This is a genomic window from Corynebacterium sp. CCUG 71335, assembly GCF_024454075.1.
Classification (GTDB): Bacteria; Actinomycetota; Actinomycetes; order Mycobacteriales; family Mycobacteriaceae; genus Corynebacterium; species Corynebacterium genitalium.
The window spans coordinates 1-19,749 of sequence record NZ_JAGPYY010000005.1; the positions used below are offsets into that span (position 1 = coordinate 1).

Here is a 19,749-nt window from a genome sequence, read left to right on the forward strand (position 1 = left end):
TGAACTCGTCACTGAACTTCCTAGGCATGATCCAATCCTCCTCTAGAAACGATCGGAACCAAACCCAGGACACTTCAATGAAGGTAAGCCTTTCTGTAGGTGTGTGGGAGTGTGGTTAGGCGGTGCCGGCAAGATTGAGGCCGACAACTCCGACGATGACGATTCCGATTCCGACGAGTTTCTTTAAGGTCAACTTCTGGCCTAGGAACAAGGCTCCGACGATGACGATTCCGATACCTGCAATGGAGGTCCAAAGGGCATATCCGACACCGACGTCAAAGGTGAGCAGCGTGAGACTTAGAAAGAAAGTTGCGATCGCACCGCTGACGAGGGTGGCGATCGTCCAGGGGATATTTTTGAAGCCGTTCGCCTTTCCGGCTGCTATGCCTACAGTGACTTCGAAGACTACGGCGATTGCAAGGTAAAGCCAGTGCATGATTAATGTCCTTTTCGTTTTTCCGGGTTAGGTGTCGTTGGGGGAATCCGCCTACATGTGCTTTTCGAGATAGCGGGTGAACGGCTCGTGAGCGTTCGTAGTGGGTAGGTGATGAAGCATGCGATCACGCAGATAATCGTTAATACGCATGGTTCGGTAGCTGGCTCGGTAATCGAAACCGAACGCCGCGACAGCGTCGCGATCAACGGCTGTGTAAATTGTGTCGATCCCATGGTCGATGGCGAAGCGATAACACAGGCCGCATGGTTCTCCGGTAGCCAGCAGAATGGTTCCGGTCAGTGTTTCGCGGCCATGAGATGAAAGCGCGTCCCGCATCGCGACGATTTCAGCGTGGGCGCTGGGGTCCCCCGTTTCATGTACTTCATTTACTCCAAGGCGCGAGATGATTCCGGAGTTATCAGCGACGGCACCGACGAATGGGAGACCGCCGCCATCAACGTGTCGGGTTGAAAAGTCGACTGCAGTGCGCATCTCGCGGTGCAGCTGTTCAAGGGAAATGCTCATGAATCCGCCCCCGGCAACGGTGGCTTTGCCGCGATCTCATCAAAAGCTTTCTTCAATCTAGACGCGCTGGGAACGCCACGCAGGAGATGGCCATTGATGAGTATTCCCGGAACCGACGTGACCCCAACCGTGTTAACCGCGAAGTCTTGGTCGAGACGGTGCTGCTGGCGACGCGCTTCGTCATTCAAGGCGGTTTGGACGTCGTCAGGGTTCAGTCCAACTGATGCGGCAACGTCAATAATGACGTCATCCACTCCGATATCGCGATCGTCCTGGAAGAATGCTTTGAACATGGCTTCGGAGTACTCGTTTGCTTTACCTTGCTCTTGGGCAAGCTGTAGTGCCAGAAAAGCTTTCTGGGTACGGGGTTGTGGCGAAACTGACGGAAGAGTCATGGGGATACCAAGCCGTCGGGCCATCGGATAGACCGATTGCTTCCAGACCCGCGGAAGATAGTCATCTTCCGGCCGAAGGGTGGGAACAGGGGAGGGGCGAAGTTCGAATGGGCGAATTGTTGCGTGAACGTCTCTGTCTCGCTTGAGCTCGTCGAGGGCGCTTTCGACCAGATAGCAGTATGGACATACGTAATCAATGAAAACATCTACGTGGGTTTTCAACTGTTCTCTCTTTCTTGTGGCGACGACAAAACTAACCTTAGTGCATGTACATGCATGGATCAATGCAAAAGCATGCGCTCGTTGCGTCTTCCCAGCTAGTCGTCGCTATCTGAACTGCGGGCTGCTAGGTGAAGGTCGAGCCAATCCGGCTGCATGTCCCCGATTAGGGACCGGAGTTTGTCATCGAATGGTTCTGCAATGGTGGCAGCCTTGTTTGATCCGTCCTCGGTCAAAGCCGCGTAGATACCGCGCCCATCGTCGGGGCAATCATCTCGGAAAGCCAGCTCTTTGCGTTCCATTCGCTCCACCAAGCGAGTTGCCGAACTCTGACTAAGGCCGAGTTGTTGGGCCAATTCCGTGATTCGTAGTTCTCGATCAGGACTCTTGCTGATGAGGAGCGCTGCACGGAATTCAGTCAGGCCGATGCCAAAGCTGCTTTCGAGCCACTTGTTGAGAGCCGAGTCAATGAAAGAAACTTCTCTGGCTATCTTCGTCCACCGATCAGTAAGGCTCATGGCTGGAGAAAGGGAGCCCGAATCAATTCCTTCCATGTGCATTCAAATTACACCAAGTATGCGGAGTGCCATTTTGTCTCGAATGGGGGCGAAAAATCGCTGCCATCCGCACCCCCCTTTAGTCGGGGGCCCTTTAGACGGTTTTTTCTTTGGATGCTGACTTGCTCTTGACTTGGCTTTTGTCGTTACCCTGGTCCGTATCTTGGGCCTCGTCAGCGACCTTGTCTTGGGTTTCTTCCTTCTTCTGGTTCAGCCGGTAGTACACCTGGCGGCGCACGTGCGCGACCACGTCGCCTTCCTCATCGGTGATGTCCACTTCGAACCAGTGGAGATACTTGTCGCCTCCAGCGGTCTTTTCCTTGATCAACGCATAGGTTTCCTCGGGGATGCGCATGTCGGCGGTGATCTTGCCGCGGCCGGGTTTGAGGAATTTGATCTCTCCGCCGGTGTCCCAGATCTTGTACTCCTTGCCCAGACGGTGCATGGACGCGAGCATGTAGAACGGGTCCGTCATCGCAGACATGGTTCCGCCGAAGGCCACACCCATCGCGTTCTTGGTCAGCATGTTGGGCTTGTGGGAGACCACGACTTGGGTACCGTCGTCGGTGAACTCCTCGATCTTGATGCCGGCGCCGAGCAACGGCGGCCAGAATCGCATGAAGTGCTTGAGTTGGCGGGCAGAAAAGTGGGCCATGATAAAGCTCCGTTCGTAACCGTAATGAGCGGGCTGGAAACGGAGCTAACTATACGCGCGCTTAATCGTCGCGGCGGGACTCCGGCAGGAAGCGCGCGACCACCTTGCCCGTCGGGTTGCGGGGGAGGGAGTCGACGAAGTTGACGTCACGGGGGATGGAGTGGTGGGCGAGCTTGTCGCGCACCCAGTCGCGGACGGCGTCGGCGGTCAGGGAGCGGCCGTGGTCATCGTCGGAACGCACGACCCACACGGCGACGCGCTTGAAGGTTTCTTCGTCGTCGACGCCGCCGGCGTACACGTCGGCGACACCCGGCATCGGCTCGAGGGTCTCCGTCACCGACTGCGGGTGGACGTTCTCGCCGCCAATGATGATCATGTCGTCGTTGCGGCCCAAGACGTGGAAGCGGCCTTTCTCATCGAAGTATCCGCGGTCGCCCATCTCGATGAGCTTGCCGATCATCACGATCGGCGTGTTCGGGTTGGAGTATCCCTTCAGGGCAGTCTCGTTGTTGAGGAAGATGCGGCCCGGTTGGCCTTGGGGGACTTCGTTGCCGTCGTCGTCGAAAAGCTTGACTACGCTTCCTGGCACCACTCGCCCCGCCGCTGTCGGGTGCTCCGCGACCTCCTCGGCGGTGGACACGGCGGTCAGCGACAGTTCAGTCGAGCCGTAGATGTTGGCCAGAATCGGGCCGAAACGTTTGTGCACGCGCTGGACCACATCGGGCGTCAGCGCGTTGCCGGAGGAGGCGATCCACTTCAGGGAGGACGTGTCATAGTCGTCGCTGTTCGGCAAGTCGAGCATCTGTTTGTAGAAGATCGGGGATGAAATCAGCCCGTCGACCTTGAAGTCCTGGATTTGCTGCATCGTCTTCGCCGGGTCGAACTCGCGCTGCATGACAATGGTTGCGCGCGACCCCAACGCCACGTTGAGTGTCGACCAGCCCCACGTGTGGAACATCGACGCGGATTGCAGCAGCGTCTGGTTGGAATACCACGGCACCGCCGACAACAAGCCGGTGAGAACATAAGGGACCTTCGGCTCGTTGCGCAGGATCCCCTTCGGGATGCCGGTCGTGCCAGACGACATGAGCACCAGGTCGCCTTGTTTGGGGATCAAAGGCAGGCGCGGCAGTTTCTCGTTGCTGACCAGCAGCTTATCGACGCTCGTAGCTCCCGAAACAGTAGCCACTGGGCGACTTTGCGGGATCCGTTGCGGAGATCGCGGTAGGACAGGACCCCTGAGTCGTCGATAAGCGCGTTGCGGTGCGGACAGCAGCGCGCACCCTGTTCTACCTCGCGGGCGGTTGTGATGCCCCAGCGTGGGATGTCGCCGAAACCGCGGATGAAGACCCCTGGGCCGCCCTCGAAGCCGACAATGCCGCGACGGACGATCAGCGAGGCAAGATCCAGAAACGCTCCGACCTGCTGGATTGGGGTGTAGCTGACTCGGTTGGACATCCGGGGTTCCCTTCTGCAGGCTAGGACAAGCGTGCGTAAGCTACTGGCAGCGAATTCTCATTTGATTAGGCTATCGCTTTTGTGGGCACAAGTGTTTCGCTAGGCTTCTTCTTAGATCTGGGACTGCCGGGTCATCTATAGTGGCGGTGCAAAAGATCCAATTGTGATAGAAGTGACAGGTAGTGGCAAGCGTTTGCAAGGCTAGGACGTAACATCTTCCCTCCTGGAACCGACATCACTCCTGTGGGCCTCATCAGGGGTCTTTCCGATGAACAACTCACTACCAGCAGAAAGTCGACGAACAATGCTTAACCGTACCCGTCAAGCTGTGACTGCATTCATCGCCGCCGTCCTCGTGGGCGCGGGAATCATGGCTGCCCCTAACGCCAACGCGCAGCAGGGCAACATGGTGATCTTCGGCGACTCCGTGATCGCCGACGCTCACTCCATCGAGTACCTGGGTGCCCGGATGGGCCTGCACCCCAACGGCTCTTCCAACCCGGGCCGGTGGTGCCCGACCTCCGACCAGAACTTCGGCAAGATCGCTGCGCGCAAGCTCGGCCTGCAGCCGCGCGACTTTTCCTGCCCCGGTGCCGTGAGTATCTCCCCGGGCCCGAACATCACCGCCCAGATCGACCGCGCCGTGCGTGAGCGCGGCCTCGACGGCAACACGCGCCGCGTCGTCCTCCAGGTGGGCTTCAACGACACCTACAACCATATGGGCGAAGACCCGATGCAGGTCCGTCGCAAGTACGTCGACTTCATGCGCCCGCAGGTGGACAAGATCCGCCGCGCCGCGCCGAACGCAAAGATCCAGCTCATTGGCTACCCCACCATCACCGGCGGCGACCGCGTGTGCCTGTTCCACCTTGGCCCGAACATGTACGACGCGACCCCGATGCCGATGATCCGCGACTTTGAAAACCTCGCCCAGTGGATGAACGTTGACCTGGCCCGCGCCACCGGCACCCAGTTCGTCGACCTCAAGCCGGGCACCGCCAAGAACGGCATGTGCGCCCGCGATGGCGACCGCGAATTCGCTGGTCTCATCGACTTCTACGCCGGCCCAGGCAACGCTCCGATTCACTCGACCCACCAGGGCCACCGCCACATGGGCGAAATCGTCGCGGCAAGCTAAGCGCAAAGATCGCTAGGCTCGGGCCATGACTTCTACAGACCCCCAAGCTGACGAACAAAACGAACAGAGCCAGCAGACCGTCAAGGGCGTCATCGCCCGTGAGAAAGGCGCCGAGGTCGAGATCGCAGACATTGTGATCCCCGCCCCCGGCGCCCACGACGTTGTGGTGCAAGTGCAGGCCACCGGTGTCTGCCACACCGACCTGGCTTACCGCGACGGCGACATTGAAGATGCCTACCCTTTCCTTCTCGGCCACGAGACCGCAGGTGTCGTCGAAACCGTCGGAGACGAGGTCACCCACGTCGAGCCGGGTGACTTCGTTGTCCTCAACTGGCGCGCCGTCTGCGGGGACTGCCGCGCATGCCGCAAGGGCGACACCAAGAACTGCTTCAACACATTCAACGCGTCTACGCCGATGACGCTTGCCGACGGCACCGAGCTCACCGCCGCCCTCGGCATCGGCTCCTTTGCCGAAAAAACCCTTGTCCACGAAAAGCAGTGCACCAAAGTGAACCCGGACGAAGATCCAGCGGCTGCAGGCCTCCTCGGATGCGGCATCATGGCCGGTCTCGGCGCAGCAGTGAACACCGGTGAGATCCAGCAAGGCGAATCCGTCGCCGTCTTCGGACTCGGTGGCGTGGGCCTGGCAGCCGTGGCGGGTGCGGCCCTGGCGGGGGCGACGACGATCGTGGCGGTGGACGTCGATCAGCGCAAATGCGACGCCGCTACCGAGCGATTCGGCGCAACGCACGCAGTCTGCACGAAGGACATGGACGAAGACGCCGTGATCGAGAAAATCCAGGAACTCACCGGCGGCTTCGGCCCCGACGTGACCATCGATGCGGTGGGTATCCAGCCGACGTGGCGCCAAGCCTTCTACTCCCGCGACCTTGCTGGCCGCATGGTCATGGTCGGTGTGCCCAACCAGACCGACCACGTAGACATCCCCGCGATTGACCTCTACTCCCGCGGCGGCTCCATCAAGCCCGCCTGGTACGGCGACTGCCTGCCCGAGCGCGACTTCCCGGCATACGTCGACCTGCACCTCAACGGCCGCTTCCCGCTCGGCGAATTCGTCTCCGAGCGCATCGGACTGGACGACGTCGAGGATGCATTCACCAAGATGAAGCAGGGCGACGTGCTGCGCTCTGTGGTCGAGTTTTAAGGAGTAGCCCCATGAAGATTGAAAACGTAGTCACCTCCGGCCTGTTCAAGCTCGACGGCGGCGAATGGGAGGTGGACAACAACGTCTGGATCGTCGGCGACGACAGTGAAGTCTACATCATCGACGCGGCCCACGACGCTGAAACCATCGCCGCCGCCGTGGGAGACCGCAAGGTCAAAGGCATCATTGCCACGCACGGCCACAACGACCACGTCGACGCGGCACCGCTGCTGAGCAAGCTTGTCGACGCCCCCGTCTACCTCCACCCCGGCGACGACATGCTCTGGTACGACGCCAACCCGGAGGAAAAATTCCTCGAGTTGGAAGACGGCGCGGTGTTCTCTGTGGCGGGTACCGACATGCAGGTCATGTCCACCCCCGGCCACTCTCCGGGATCCATCGTGCTGTACCTACCTGAGGCCGGCGAGCTGTTCTCCGGCGATACCCTGTTCCAGGGCGGGCCGGGCGCAACGGGACGCAGCTTCTCGTCCTTCGACACCATCATCGAGTCGCTGCAGAAGTCCGTTTTGGATCTTCCGCCGGAGACTGTGGTGCGTACCGGCCACGGCGACGCCACCACGGTGGGGGAGGAAGCCCCGCACCTCGAGGAATGGATCCGCAGGGGCTACTAGGCACCACGGTGCTCTCCGCATTGCCAGGGTCGCCGGCTAGTTCTTGTCGGCGACCTTCTTCAGCTCACCGTTGATCACGTAACGGAACTCCTGCACCGGCAGCGCCCCGCCGATGAACTCCGTGTTCACCACGAAGCCGGGCGTGCCGGTGATCCCCAATTCCTGGGCGTACTCGAGTGACTTCTCAAGCGCTTCGTCGTATTTTTCGCTCTCCGCGTCCTCGCGGAACTTCGCCAAGTCCGGCACCCCAGCGGTGCCGGCGAACCGGACGTAATCGTCGATGGTGAAACCCGGGTGGCCGCCGCGCTCAGCAGCCTCAGCCATGTACACCTTCTTGTACTCGGTAAACATGCCCTGCTCGGCGGCGGCGCGCCCCGCCTTGGCGGCCGCCACGGAGTTCGGGCCCTGGGTCGGCATGTCATTCCACTCGATACGGACAAGGCCAGCATCGACGTACTCGTCGATCAGCTCCTGCTCCGTCTCAGCCGCATGGCGGATGCAGTACGGGCACTCCCAGTCGGTGAACTCCGCGATGACCACCGGGGCGTCGAGAGCGCCCTGAGACATGGGATCCGCTGGGTCGCGGCGAGCCGTGTTCGCGATCTCCTCGGGGGACGTCACCGGGGAGCCCGGGCCGTGAATCGTGGCGTCGTAGTAGCCGTTGTCCTGCTTCTTCGCCGGGCTGAAGTCCGTGCCCGGCTCGACGTTATCGGGAACTTCCTTGACTTGGGGCTCCTCGGCCTCTCCGGAACCGTCGCCCGCAGCGCCCGCGCCGCCAGCGCGATCAGTGCCGTCGGCACCGATTTGCTCGGCAATCTGATCCACAGCATTCTGCTGGCCTTCGCGCTCACCAATGATGTAGCCGCCGACACCGGACCCCACGGCCAGCACCAACGTGAACGCCCACATCAGGGGCGGGATCTTCGTAGTGGACTTCTCGGACTCGTCCTTACCAGAGCTCATGAAACTTCAGTCTAGACCGTCACGGGAGTTACCTGGGGGAGGGGTTTGGGAGGGGTTGGTTGGGGCGTCGATAAGCATGGGCGGCACCGCGTTCTGGAGGGCGACCGCGCGTGCGAGCCGTGCGTACCGCAGCTCCTGCTCGCGGAACCGCACCCACGTGGACATCGTGGTGAAGAAAAACGCGATGATCATGACGTACAGCATCAGGTCCGTGCCGCGGTCCACTCCGAGCCAGTTCGCCAGAATGGTCACATCGTCGGGGCGCAGAATCGCCCACACGGCCGCTATTGCCAGCAGCGCGAACCCGATTTTCACCCACGCCTTCGCGAATGCCTTCTTGCGCTGGGTGAAGAAGTACACCGCGAGCACTACCGCCGCGATGAGCAGAATGAATTGGATCATGGCAGCCTCCTGGCCACAAGCCCGTCAGCAAGAATATTCACGCCGTTGACCAGCGATTGGCCCTTCGACATCGAGTATTCCGTGTACAAAATGTCCACCGGCTCCTCCGCGACGCGCCACTTGCGCTCATCCATCATCGCGACGATCTCGGACGCGTGCGACATCCCGTTCATCCGGATGTTCATCTCCGCCGCCACCTTCGCGTTGAAGGCGCGCAGCCCGTTGTGCGCGTCGCTCAACCCCAGCTTGCGGGTCCGCGGCGACAAGAACACCACCGTCTTCAACACGATGCGCTTGATCAGCGGCACCTGCGAATTCTCCTGGTCGCCTGCAAAACGCGTGCCGACGATGATATCCACCGGCTCCGACCGCAACCGGCCCACCATACGCACCACGTCCTTGACCTGGTGCTGGCCGTCAGCGTCAAAGGTGACAAAGAAGCGCGCGCCGGGCTGGGCTCTGGCGTACTCGACACCCGTCTGGATTGCCGCACCCTGCCCGAGATTGACCGGGTGATTCACCAAGTGCGCGCCGGCCGCGTGGATCTGCACTGCCGAATCATCGGCCGAGCCATCATTGACCGCCACAATATTGGGAAACGTCTGCAGCGCATTCGCCAAAACCTGGTTGATCACAGGGCCCTCGTTGTAACACGGCACGATCAGCCACGTGTCTGCGAACTCGTTGCGCAAAGGATTGAGGGCCATGACCGACAGACTAGTCGCGCTTACCGGCCGCGGTGGAACAGGACCGCATAAACCCTTTTCATAGTGCTCAACGGCAGTGCGCGGTAGAGGTTCCGCACCGCTAGATTGACGGCGGCGCGGGGGCGGGAGATCAGGCCGTACTGAACAAGTTTGGCCTGCAATTCGCGTTCAGCCTTCCGCGTTTCTGCGGTCGTGCGGCGCTTCATCTGGGCGTCATTCACCCGGAAGTACGTCAGCGGCTCTGGCAGATTGTGGAGTTTCTCACCCGCCGCGATGAGGCGAGCCCAGAGGTCGTAATCCTCCATGTTGTGCATCGGCTGGTAGCCGCCGACGCTTCGGACCGCCTCGGTGCGCATGAGCACGGACGGGTGGTTCATCGGGGAGTTGATCCGAGCGTAGCGGGCGATCGCCTCGTGGGTCTCCGGCAGACGCCGGATCCCGCCAGTGGTCGACGGGCCTGGGCGCTCGCCGTCGAACTCCTGCATCGCGGTGCCCAGAACCGCCACCTCCGGGTGCCCGCGCATGAACGCCAGTTGCTTCTCCAAGCGCTCCGGGAACGCGGCGTCGTCGGAGTCCAACCGTGCGACGAATTCCGTATCGATGTGCTTGAAGCCCTCTGCCAACGCGACGCCGAGTCCGCTGTTGCGCTCCAGCGCTACCGTGTCCACCGCGGCCGTCGCGGACAGCAAGTCCTCCACCTCGTGGGGCACTGGGCCGTCTTTGGTCACGAGAATCCGCTCCGCCGGCCGCGTCTGGGCCGCGAGACTATCCAGCGTCAGCGCGAGCTCGTCGGCGGTGGTGTTGCGGTACACCGACATCAAGACCGTGACCGCGCCGGGCTGTTCATTGGGTTGTTCATGGGTCATGTCGGATCACTCCCGCGCCGCATCGAGCAAGTACTGGCCGTAGCCCGACTTCAACATCGGCTGAGCAAGACTTTCCAGCGCGGCCGCGTCGATGAAGCCCTGGCGGTAGGCCGCGACCTCCGGCGACCCGATGACGGTGCCGGTGCGCTTCTGAATCACTTCTACGTATGCGCTCGCTTCACTCATCGAGTCGATCGTGCCGGTGTCCAACCACACGTCGCCGCGGTGGAGGCGGTGCACCTTGAGCGCGCCCTTTTGCAGGTACGCATCGTTGACGCTGGTGATTTCCAGCTCTCCGCGCTCGCTCGGCTCGATCGTTTTCGCGATCCGGACCACGTCATTGTCGTAGAAGTACAGGCCGACCACGGCGTAGTTGGACTGCGGCTGGGCAGGCTTTTCCTCAATGGCGGTCGCGGTGCCGTGCTCGTCGAAACTCACCACGCCGTAACGCTCCGGGTCGGAGACTTCGTAGGCGAAGATGGCGCCGCCAGCGGGGTCGAACGCGTCGCCCATCAGCCGGGCTAGTTCGGCCCCTTCAAAGATGTTGTCGCCCAGGACCAGAGCCACCGAGTCGTCCCCGATGAAGTCCTCACCGATGATGAACGCCTGCGCCAGCCCGTCCGGGGAGGGTTGGACGGCGTAGTCGATCATGAGGCCCCAGGCGGAGCCGTCGCCAAGCAAACGCTCGAATGCGCCCCGGTCTTCCGGCGTGGTGATCACCAAGATCTCGCGAATGCCAGCGCTGATCAGCGTGGACAGCGGGTAGTAGATCATCGGCTTGTCATAAATGGGCATGAGCTGTTTCGAGATGCCCTTCGTGATCGGGTACAACCGTGTGCCCGATCCGCCCGCGAGGATGATGCCCTTCATAGAGGTGGAGTCTAGTGCGCGCCCGCGCAACCGCACGCGCATCGCCGTGCTTATCGACGCCCACGCGTGCCAGCCCGCAGACACACCGGCAGCATTTCTGCGCTTCGGCGGCCTGCGGGTAGGGGAGAATAGGTGACGATTAAGCGACGGGGAAGAGTACCGGGTCAGGAGGGTCTCCGGGGGTGGACCCCGGTGGCGGGTGCTGCCGGTTCTGGCGCTTGCGGAGTTTGTGGCCGATGCTTTCGTGGGCGTCGACGGTTTCGTTGAATCTCATCGGCCCGCCGTCTGCGGGGACTACCCCCACCCGGCCGGTTTCGGGGTCGCGGTCGACGTAACCCTTGTTACCTCTGCCATCTCTGCGGTCGTTGTTGCACATGTGGTGTTCGCGGCACAGGGCGATGAGGTTCTCGATGTCTGTCAGCCCGCCGTCGAAGAAGGACTCCATGTGGTGGATGTCTAGCTCGCTCATCGGGCGGTCGCACCCGTGCCAGGCGCATACTCCCTGCATGGCCAGCAGTGCGATGCGCTGGTGGACACTTGCCAGGCGGGTGCGCCCCAGCGAGAGGGGGACGCCGGTGACCGAGTCGAGCTGAGCGATGAAGTCGGTGCCCGTGAAACCGAGGCGGAGCATGTCGTACGCCGTGAGGCTGATCCCGGTGTTGGTCATGAACGTGGTGGTGTGGTCGGCATTGTTCAGGTCATCGAGGGTCATGCCGACGACGACAGTGCCGATACCGCCCTGCGAGCCAGCCTTGGTTCCGGAGAAGTTGGTCACGATGTGCATGAATTGGTCGAAGCGCCGCTGCGACATCGTGCGCGTGTCCTTTGGCTCCTGCTCGGAAGAGCCCGACTTGTCGCCGATTCCGCCGCGCCCAAGGTCCAGCGCCGCCTTAAGCACCGCGGCTTCGCCGGCCGGAAGATCGATGGTGACCCGGCACATGCCTGCGCTGTCGGGCTTGCCCATGATCAGTTTCCGCGCATCAAAGTCCGATTGCGGCTTGTCCGGGCTGTTCTTCCGGCCGGCAGCGTTGGCGTTGTCCACGAGCCGGCGGACAAATTTGCGCAGGTCTTCTGGGCTGCGCCTGTTAGCCTCGTCGAGAGCTTTGGCGAGAATGACCGGGCGCCCCGGAACCGCGTCGTCGCGAAGATTCATCAGCTCGCGGTTGATGATGTCTTGCTTTTCCTTCGCCGCCTTCAGCGCAGCCTCTTTCGCCCGGCGCTTCGCCTCACGCTCTTCTTCCGCTTTCCGACGGGCCTCTTCCGCAGCTGCCGCTACCGCCGCAGCTGCTTCGTCCGCGTCGGGGGAGTCAGGGTCGATGCCGGCGAAGAGGAACTCGTCGTCGGGGGTGGTGTCTTCGACTGGCGCGAAGAGGTCCTCTCCCCGGCGTAGGCGCCCCATGGCCTCTGCCTGGGATAGACCGAGAACATCGCGCAGATACGCGGCAGGCTGGTTCGCGCCGACAATTCGGCCAGCTCCGTCACGGTCACACAGGTAGGCAAACGCAGCGTCGGCATATGCCTTCTGGCCTGAGAGGATCTCTTCGAGGCGCTCCATGTCGGTGCGGACAGCATCGAAGGCTAAAGCGTGGGGGTCAGCAAAGATGCGCGAAATGTCAGCCATTGCTTCCGCGATGGCATCCACGGCATCCGCCAAGGAATTTGCGCCAACTCGTTCGGTCATCTTCGCCACCCCCTGTTTGTATGTCGCTTGGTCTTTGCCACACAACTTACAACCTCACGTGGACAACCGAGCCATGAAAAGCGTACGTATGTTCGATTAAAGGGCTCAAGTTTTTCGGGAAGCTCGTGATGGCGCTGGTTAAAGGCCTAAAAAAGTTTAGGAGATCCAGGTTATCGAACAGCGAAAAGGCTCCTCAAGCGCCCTACTGATCGTTAGTGCACGCGTTCTAAAGAGCTGGCCCTACCCCAGGTACATCGCCAGGGCCGCGCGCCAGTTCGTCGGCTTGAATCCGGTCGCCTCAATCTTGTCCAGTGCCAGCGTGGACTCGGCCGGCCGGGGCGCCTCGGGCCCGAAGGCCTCTTGGTATTGCGCGGTCGTGACCGGCTGGACGGAGGAGGGGTCGCCGCCGCAGGCGATGAAGACGGCCATGGCGATCTCGTCACGGGAGGCGGTGTCGCCGCCGGAGGTGATGTTGTACACGCCGTACTCGGCGCCTGAATCAAGCAGGTGCACGATGCCTCGTGCCAAGTCTTCGGCCCACGTCGGTCGCCCGCGCTGATCACTGACCACCTGCGGGCTGGCGTCTTCGCGTGCGAGCCGCGCCATGGTCGTCATGAAGTTACCCCCGTCGCCGAACACCCAGGACGTCCGCACTAGGTAGTGCCGGGGGCAGGCGGCGGTAGCGGCCTCACCCGCGGCTTTGGAGGCGCCGTACACGGACAGCGGGCTGGGTGCCTCGTCCTCGGTATGCACCCCCACAGTCCCGTCGAAGACGTAGTCCGTGGACACGTTCACCAGTGTCAGGTCGTAGCGCGCGGCAATCTGCGCGAGCTTCGCTGGACCCAGCGCATTGACGGCCCAGGCCCCGGCTCGGCCGTCACCTTCTGCGCCGTTGACGTCGTTGAACGCCGCTGCGTTGATGATCGCGGAGTATTGTGTCCAATCCCGAGCGGACATCAACGTCGAGACATCAGAAGTCAGATCGAACTCGTCGTGGCCCACGAAATCCCCGTGGGGCAGCAACGGGCGCAACGCCCGGCCCAACTGCCCGTTCGCCCCGGTCACTAGCACGCGGCGAGGGGGGACGGGGGAGGCGTCGGCAAGCATCGGATGCTCGAGATCCTTCGCTGAAACTTCAGTGGGCTCGAGCGGCCAGTCGATCTCGCGGTAGGAGCAGAACGCGTATTGCGCGTGTGGGCTCCAGCGCGCGTTGCACAGGTAAATGTACGTCGTAGCGTCCTCGAGCGCCTGGAAGCCGTTGGCGACGCCGCGCGGCACGAACACCGCAGTGTCCGGACCGATTTCGCACCCGTACTTCGCGCCGAATGTCGGTGAACCTTCGCGCAGGTCAACCCACGCGCCGTAGACGCGCCCCGTTGCAACAGAGACGTATTTGTCCCACGGTTCCGCGTGCATGCCGCGCGTCGCCCCACGCTGCGCGTTGAAACTGACGTTGTTCTGCTCCACGCGCATCGCGGGGTCGCCGGCCCAATTTTCCTTGAACCATCCCCGGTTGTCGCCGTGAACAGTTAAGGTGCGGACTTCAAGTCCCTCGATGGGCACGCTTGTCAGCGTCTCAAGCTCAGCCATACGCTCATCCTACGGCCGCAGGAAGCTATTGCCCGCGCGACGCGTAGGCATCTTCGACGGCGTCTTTCGCCTCCCGCCACCACGCTTCGTTGCTGCGGTACCACTCGATCGTATTGGCAAGACCTTCGCGCATGTCGGTGTAGTGGGGCCGCCAGGAGAGCTCGTCGTCGGCTGCGTCATCGGCGCCTCCCACGTCGGCGTAGAGGCACTCTTGGTCGGTTGTTCCTCAGGCTTCGGTAGAGGCTTCGGATTTGCCGGGTTGCGACGGGTGTCGCCTCCGCGGGGCACCGGCGGGGGGCTGGAGACCGGCAACGTTCTTAAGTTCGGAACGTTTTCCAAGTAGGTGGGGGTCAGTTAATGGAATGTATCCACGGCGGATTGGGCGCGAGAGTGAACGTACATGAGTCATGTCAACTCTTGGACGGCGGTCTGCGCTCGGCCGAGGTTCGAAGAGCAGAATCTCTAACCCCTGTAATGACAGTTAAAGTGCCATGAGCATGCCTGAAGAGCCACCGTCGACAATCGCAACGTCGGATGAATCCTGCTCAAGTTCCACAAAAACTTTCCCTCCGCTTGCATATGTACTAAATACTTGGTAGCTACTATAGAAGTAGTATCTACCGAAGGGAACAGGATGACAAGAGTTACGCCAGAAGAGAAAGTCGTGGCGGACACCACCCCAAGTCGATGGACTTTGCCTATAGTCCTTGTGGCGCAATTCATTACGCCGATGTCAATTTCCGGAACGGGCATCGCTCTTCCGCAGATCTCCACTGACCTTGGGGCAAACACGACAGCACTTCAATGGGTCGTTAACGGTTTCAACGTTGCGTTTGCACTGGGAGTTCTTGGCTGGGGAGCTGTAAGTGACCGTATTGGCTTTCGTGTGACTTTTGTCGTCGGATCTGCCCTATTCTCGGTGTCCAGCCTGATAAGCGCTGCTAGCCCGTCGCTTCTTTTGCTTGATTTCATGCGACTTATTGCAGGTTGTGGGGCGGCAGCCGTCCTCACTGGAGCTAGCTCTATGCTCTCTAACGCCTATGAAGGCAGTGCGCGAGGCCGAGCATTCGCCCTGTTTGGAACTATCAATGGATTGGGCTTGACCTTAGGCCCAACTATCTCAGGAATTTTGGTTTCGAGCTTTGGGTGGCGAGGAGTTTTTGCTGTTCATGGTGTAATTCTTGCGTTGGTTACATTGAATGCAAGAATCCTTCCTACAGCCACCGACGCTGCGCAGGATATTAATGAGACAAAGACACCGCTGTTAGATCTTTCCATTCTTAAGAACAGAGAGTTCCTCGCCATGTGTCTGGTGCCGATTGCGGGTTCTATTGGATTCGTTACAGTGCTGACTTATCTACCCTCTGCCTTCAGTGGCATTAAAGGTATCGGTGCGGGACAAGCTGGCCTGATCATGCTTGCGATGACAATCCCAGTCGTTGTTGCGCCAATCCTAGTGGCCAAACTGATTGAGAAAGTCACGTGGATAACGGTTGGCTTTGTGGTGTACCTCAGTCTGATCTGTCTTATTGTCGGAGACCTTGGCCTGATGCTGCTCACGCCCGAGGGGTCAATCGGGCTCGTAATTATTCCGATGATCTTGCTTGGCTTGGGCTTCGGCCTACCCATTGGCCTTGTAGATGGACACGCACTGGGGGTTGTTCCTCCTGAAAGGACCGGCACAGCGGCTGGCGTGCTCAACTTTTTCCGTGTGGGTAGCGAGGCTTTGTTCGTTGCCGGGTATGCGTTCATGCTTTCCCTGCAAATTCAACAACAGCTTTCCGGCGAAGCTGCGACAAGTACTGCGGCTGGGCAACCGGGCCACCCAGATGTCTATGCTGACGCTTTCAGTACAAGCGCGCTCACGCTGACGGCCCTTGTTTCGTTGGTAACTGTGTCTGTCTTGCTCGTACGGCGCGGTTCCAGCGCTAAGTTAAATGAAAAGGAGTAAGAAACAATGAGCACAACTATTCGTTCCTCTGAAACTCGAGACGTTTCCAGTCTCTCGCCTGTTTCGATGACTACCCTCCACGACTGAAGAACTTCTCCGCCGTCTTTCTCCGGGATGAACTCCTACCTTTCCGTGCATTGCATCGAGGCGGATTAAAATGGAAGAAGGGGAAACCTATCCAGGTGAAGTTGTGTACGTAGATGCTCATGCGGCAAACAGAGACCAAACGGTCTTCGCTTCGCTGTGGACGGTGAGTGTTCAGCGTAACTAGAAGAAACATCTACCGTTTGGATACGGTATGCATCTTGGATACGGCATGCATCATTGTATGTGGGCAGCAATAGCACGGGTGGTCATTCGCGAGTCGGTGGGAGCACTGACTGAATAGCTGCCGAGGTTATTCATGGCAGTGCCTCCTGAGAACATCAAGTGGATACGGGAGTTTTAGTGCATCGTCCCTTGTCGACTCCTGTGAGTAAATAGTTTCCTCGCGTGGTGTAGTTAACTGGAATGATATCGCACGATCTTGAACAGCTACGATTTTATTAGTTCCTTCATTCCTTGAAAGGAGATCGTATGCCTGATCAGGATGGCCACCCGAGTATCGACGAGTTTGACCTCTCTAAAATTTTGCACGCATTGTCAGACGCTAACCGACGTAAAGTGATTGTAAAACTGGCTGCACAGCCAGATGGGACTGAACAACTATGTTCAGAATTTGGTACCCCGTGGGCGCCTTCAACGCGAACACATCACTTCAAAGTTCTGCGTAATGCCGGTTTGGTCTGGCAGCGTGACGTGGGAAACGGACGCATGACGCGTCTGCGTCGAACTGATCTTGAGGAAGTGTTTCCGGGCTTGCTGGACCAGATAATTATCTCGAGTGGAAACGGCCAGCTGAAGTGACAGAAACTTCAAGATTGAATTTTAGACTGAGTATGACTTTGCTACTTCCTTCTTACTGGGAGATGTCATCTGACATTCGCCCGACTCACGGGATTCCTTATGTCTTCGCGCCCTCGGGGTAGAAAGCTGGGCCTCGGATTTGTGCCACCCATCAAAAAATGGCCTCTGCGATGTCGAACAGCACTTCTGGTTAGTCGGATTCCGGGCTCTGACTAGCGGGGTTCCCCGGGGTGGGTGAACGCGGAGTTTTTACCTGACCCCCCGTTTATTGGGGTCAGAGTGCGCGAGTGTTTGGTCGTCGCCATCCTCTTCGCCCACGTGCTAGGCCGCTGGTTGGAAGATGACATGTGTGCGCAGCGGGGCGAGACCGTGCGTTTCGAAGGTAGCTGAAGGTGGGCTACTGCCCGCGCTGTGCATACCCCTCTTCGACCGCGTCCTTCGCCTCCTGCCACCACGCTTCGTGGGTGCGGTACCACTCGATCGTGTTGGCTAGGCCTTCGCGCATGTCGGTGTAGTGGGGCTGCCAGGCGAGCTCGTCGTGAAGCTTGGTGGCGTCCATGGCGTAGCGCATGTCGTGGCCGGGCCGGTCGGCGACGTGCTCGAACTCGCCGCCCATCAGTTCGCAGATCATGGTGATGACCTCGAGGTTCGAGCGCTCGCCGCTTGCACCGATGTTGTACGTTTCACCGGCTTTGCCGCGCTCGAGAATGGCCAGGACGGCGTCATTGTGGTCGTCGACGTGGATCCAATCGCGCACCTGCTCGCCCGTGCCGTACAGCTTCGCGGGCCGCCCGGAGAGCAGATTGGTGATCTGCCGCGGAATGAACTTCTCAATGTGCTGGTAGGGGCCGTAGTTGTTGGAGCAGTTCGAAATCGTCGCGTCGATGCCGAAGGACCGCACCCACGCGCGCACGAGGTGGTCCGACCCGGCCTTTGTCGCGGAGTACGGCGAGGACGGGTTGTACGGTGTCGACTCAGTGAACTTCGCGGGATCATCCAGCGCGAGATCGCCGAACACTTCGTCGGTGGACACGTGGTGGAACCGCGTTCCGTACTTCCGCACGGCCTCGAGCAGCGTGTATGTGCCCATAATGTTGGTCGCCACGAACGGCGAGGGGTCCCGCAGAGAGTTGTCGTTGTGCGACTCCGCGGCGAAATGCACCACGACATCAGCATCGCGCACGAGCGTATCGACGACCCCAGCATCCTCCACCCTGCCCTCAACCAGAGTCACAGCCGCCTCGTCCAACCCGGCGAGATTCTCGGCGTTGCCTGCGTAGGTCAGCGCGTCGAGCACGACGATCTTCGTCTCCGGTTGGCGCTGGGCCGCCATGCGCACGAAGTTGGAGCCGATGAAGCCGGCGCCGCCAGTGACGAGCATCGTGTTCGCAGAAGATGTCATGCGTTCACTTTATCCCGGTTCCCTGACAAGCCGATGACGTGCACTAACGCGCCAGACAGTGGGCCGAATATCAACGCCGCGATCACTGTCGTGGCCACACCGGTGCCGCCTACGGCAGGCAGTGCGAAAAGCAGGGCGAAGGTGGCCACCGAGCCGGCCACCCAGCCTGCGACGTACCACGCGTGCAGCTCGAGCGCGAGAACAGCTGTGCCGGTGATGATGAGCGCGCCCATGACTGCTGACGCGAACGTGAGTAGGCCCAGCGGCAAGCCTGGCACGAAGAGTTCTGGTGGGAAGAACGCCCGCAGGATCCACGGCCCGATCAGCCACGCGGCGGCAAACCCGACCACGCCTATCCCAAGGACGGCCGCGATCGGGCGGAGCAGCGAAGAGTAGATCCGTGCCCGGTTGGTGACAAAGCGCACCACAAGGGCCGACTGGAAGCGCTGTAGGGGAACCAACACCGGTGCGCGGGTGAGCAGCACTGCCTGGTTGATAGCGGCGACGGCGGCACCTGCGGCAGGGTCGAGGGAGGGGAAGGCGAATTTGACCAGCATCGGAAAGCCGGTGATCAGGGTTGCAGAGGCGCCAGTCGCCACGATCGCGGCGCCAACGCGGCGGGTGAACTCAGACCGGTCCACATCTAGGGTGACACGAATCTGGCTGCGGGCGTGCGACGACGCTGCGAGGATCAGCACCCACGTCAGAGCACCGATCACGGTGATGATCAGGAATGCCGGCAAGCCGAACCCCGCCGCCCAAGCAACACCTGCGAGCACGAGGCGGATCCCAGAATCGAAGGCGACGAGTGCCGCGTACTGGCTCCACAACTGAGTGCCGCTCAATATGCCGGACAGCACAGCCTGGAAAACGTAGCTGGACAGGCCGAATACCAACAGACCAGCTGCCACGGACCTGTCCAAGGGCACGAGCTGACCCATCAACACAACCCCGAAGACAAGGGCGAGCACGGCCACTACGGCCGCAATGACGGCTCCTAGACGCCATGGGTTCGCTGTGCCCGCCATACCGCTGGTTCGCGCGGAGGACACGGCGCGGGTGGTTTCTTGGGTGATGCCGTCGATAAAGCCCGCCGAGGCGAAGAACAAGCTCCAATACGCCTGGAAATACAGCATCTGTGTGCCGGCGTCGAGCGACCAGGACGCGACCCAGAGGACCACGAACCCGGAGAGCGCCGCGAACACCGTCGCGAATGACAGAGCCTTCATCG

General features: G+C 60.6%; 22 protein-coding genes. 5 read left to right on the forward strand and 17 right to left on the reverse strand.

Annotated features, from left to right (window positions below):
* Positions 1 to 115: 115 nt before the first annotated feature.
* The 7 genes from KBX19_RS04840 to KBX19_RS04870 form a co-directional block, all read right to left on the reverse strand.
* Entirely contained in the window at positions 116 to 436 is a 321-nt protein-coding gene (locus KBX19_RS04840) for a multidrug efflux SMR transporter (protein ID WP_255997712.1), read from the reverse strand.
* A gap of 51 nt (positions 437 to 487) precedes the next feature.
* The gene (locus tag KBX19_RS04845; RefSeq protein ID WP_255996013.1) at positions 488 to 961 is read right to left on the reverse strand and encodes a nucleoside deaminase; all 474 of its coding nucleotides are present in this window, start codon (positions 959 to 961) and stop codon (positions 488 to 490) included.
* Positions 958 to 1,578, reverse strand: a complete 621-nt coding sequence (locus KBX19_RS04850; protein WP_255996015.1) for a DsbA family protein — start codon at positions 1,576 to 1,578, stop codon at positions 958 to 960. The genes KBX19_RS04845 and KBX19_RS04850 overlap by 4 nt, the downstream gene beginning before the upstream one ends.
* Before the next feature lie 95 nt (positions 1,579 to 1,673).
* Positions 1,674 to 2,129 (reverse strand): MarR family winged helix-turn-helix transcriptional regulator, encoded by a 456-nt coding sequence (locus KBX19_RS04855; RefSeq protein WP_255997717.1) that lies wholly within the window; start codon positions 2,127 to 2,129, stop codon positions 1,674 to 1,676.
* Positions 2,130 to 2,226: 97 nt separating this feature from the next.
* On the reverse strand, positions 2,227 to 2,787 hold the full coding sequence (locus KBX19_RS04860; RefSeq protein ID WP_255996019.1) for a DUF4442 domain-containing protein: 561 nt from the start codon (positions 2,785 to 2,787) through the stop codon (positions 2,227 to 2,229).
* Between the two features lie 61 nt (positions 2,788 to 2,848).
* On the reverse strand, positions 2,849 to 3,976 hold the full coding sequence (locus KBX19_RS04865; protein WP_255997719.1) for an AMP-binding protein: 1,128 nt from the start codon (positions 3,974 to 3,976) through the stop codon (positions 2,849 to 2,851).
* Positions 3,901 to 4,245 carry a hypothetical protein gene (locus tag KBX19_RS04870; protein ID WP_255997720.1) on the reverse strand — a complete coding sequence of 115 codons (345 nt, stop codon included), beginning with the start codon at positions 4,243 to 4,245 and terminating at the stop codon, positions 3,901 to 3,903. The genes KBX19_RS04865 and KBX19_RS04870 overlap by 76 nt, the downstream gene beginning before the upstream one ends.
* A gap of 304 nt (positions 4,246 to 4,549) precedes the next feature.
* Here KBX19_RS04870 and KBX19_RS04875 point away from each other — a divergent pair, with 304 nt between their 5' ends.
* From KBX19_RS04875 to KBX19_RS04885, 3 genes are read left to right on the forward strand one after another with little or no spacing between them, the layout of a single operon-like run.
* A complete protein-coding gene (locus KBX19_RS04875) occupies positions 4,550 to 5,383 on the forward strand; it encodes a GDSL-type esterase/lipase family protein (RefSeq protein WP_255997721.1) in 834 nt (277 codons plus the stop codon).
* A gap of 25 nt (positions 5,384 to 5,408) precedes the next feature.
* Positions 5,409 to 6,548: an S-(hydroxymethyl)mycothiol dehydrogenase gene (locus KBX19_RS04880; RefSeq protein ID WP_255997722.1), complete on the forward strand. Its 1,140-nt coding sequence runs from the start codon at positions 5,409 to 5,411 to the stop codon at positions 6,546 to 6,548.
* A gap of 11 nt (positions 6,549 to 6,559) precedes the next feature.
* A complete protein-coding gene (locus tag KBX19_RS04885) occupies positions 6,560 to 7,180 on the forward strand; it encodes an MBL fold metallo-hydrolase (protein ID WP_255997723.1) in 621 nt (206 codons plus the stop codon).
* Between the two features lie 36 nt (positions 7,181 to 7,216).
* Here KBX19_RS04885 and KBX19_RS04890 read toward each other — a convergent pair whose 3' ends face one another.
* From KBX19_RS04890 to KBX19_RS04925, 8 genes are all read right to left on the reverse strand, one after another.
* Positions 7,217 to 8,143 (reverse strand): thioredoxin domain-containing protein, encoded by a 927-nt coding sequence (locus KBX19_RS04890; protein ID WP_255997724.1) that lies wholly within the window; start codon positions 8,141 to 8,143, stop codon positions 7,217 to 7,219.
* A 6-nt stretch (positions 8,144 to 8,149) separates the two neighbouring features.
* Complete coding sequence (locus tag KBX19_RS04895; protein WP_255997725.1) at positions 8,150 to 8,545, reverse strand: DUF2304 domain-containing protein; 396 nt, start codon at positions 8,543 to 8,545, stop codon at positions 8,150 to 8,152.
* A complete protein-coding gene (locus tag KBX19_RS04900; protein WP_005287108.1) occupies positions 8,542 to 9,252 on the reverse strand; it encodes a glycosyltransferase family 2 protein in 711 nt (236 codons plus the stop codon). Before KBX19_RS04900 ends, KBX19_RS04895 begins: the two co-directional genes overlap by 4 nt.
* 20 nt (positions 9,253 to 9,272) lie before the next feature.
* Positions 9,273 to 10,118: a glycosyltransferase gene (locus tag KBX19_RS04905; protein ID WP_255997726.1), complete on the reverse strand. Its 846-nt coding sequence runs from the start codon at positions 10,116 to 10,118 to the stop codon at positions 9,273 to 9,275.
* Between the two features lie 6 nt (positions 10,119 to 10,124).
* Entirely contained in the window at positions 10,125 to 10,988 is an 864-nt protein-coding gene (rfbA, locus tag KBX19_RS04910; protein WP_255997861.1) for a glucose-1-phosphate thymidylyltransferase RfbA, read from the reverse strand.
* Positions 10,989 to 11,127: 139 nt separating this feature from the next.
* Positions 11,128 to 12,669, reverse strand: coding sequence for an HNH endonuclease signature motif containing protein (locus tag KBX19_RS04915; RefSeq protein ID WP_255997727.1), 1,542 nt, complete (start codon positions 12,667 to 12,669; stop codon positions 11,128 to 11,130).
* Between the two features lie 240 nt (positions 12,670 to 12,909).
* Positions 12,910 to 14,259, reverse strand: coding sequence for a sugar nucleotide-binding protein (locus KBX19_RS04920; RefSeq protein WP_255997728.1), 1,350 nt, complete (start codon positions 14,257 to 14,259; stop codon positions 12,910 to 12,912).
* 25 nt (positions 14,260 to 14,284) lie between these two features.
* Positions 14,285 to 14,452, reverse strand: a complete 168-nt coding sequence (locus KBX19_RS04925; protein WP_005287091.1) for a hypothetical protein — start codon at positions 14,450 to 14,452, stop codon at positions 14,285 to 14,287.
* Between the two features lie 516 nt (positions 14,453 to 14,968).
* On the opposite strand from KBX19_RS04925, the gene KBX19_RS04930 reads away from it, so the two are divergent.
* Both KBX19_RS04930 and KBX19_RS04935 read left to right on the forward strand, forming a co-directional pair.
* Positions 14,969 to 16,210 carry an MFS transporter gene (locus KBX19_RS04930; protein WP_255997730.1) on the forward strand — a complete coding sequence of 414 codons (1,242 nt, stop codon included), beginning with the start codon at positions 14,969 to 14,971 and terminating at the stop codon, positions 16,208 to 16,210.
* A 576-nt stretch (positions 16,211 to 16,786) separates the two neighbouring features.
* Positions 16,787 to 17,116, forward strand: coding sequence for a helix-turn-helix transcriptional regulator (locus KBX19_RS04935; RefSeq protein ID WP_083770227.1), 330 nt, complete (start codon positions 16,787 to 16,789; stop codon positions 17,114 to 17,116).
* 397 nt (positions 17,117 to 17,513) lie between these two features.
* Here the strand turns inward: KBX19_RS04935 and rfbB are convergent, their stop codons facing one another.
* Both rfbB and KBX19_RS04945 read right to left on the reverse strand, forming a co-directional pair.
* Positions 17,514 to 18,518: a dTDP-glucose 4,6-dehydratase gene (gene rfbB, locus KBX19_RS04940; protein ID WP_255997732.1), complete on the reverse strand. Its 1,005-nt coding sequence runs from the start codon at positions 18,516 to 18,518 to the stop codon at positions 17,514 to 17,516.
* The gene (locus KBX19_RS04945) at positions 18,515 to 19,747 is read right to left on the reverse strand and encodes a hypothetical protein (RefSeq protein WP_255997734.1); all 1,233 of its coding nucleotides are present in this window, start codon (positions 19,745 to 19,747) and stop codon (positions 18,515 to 18,517) included. Before KBX19_RS04945 ends, rfbB begins: the two co-directional genes overlap by 4 nt.
* Positions 19,748 to 19,749: the final 2 nt, after the last annotated feature.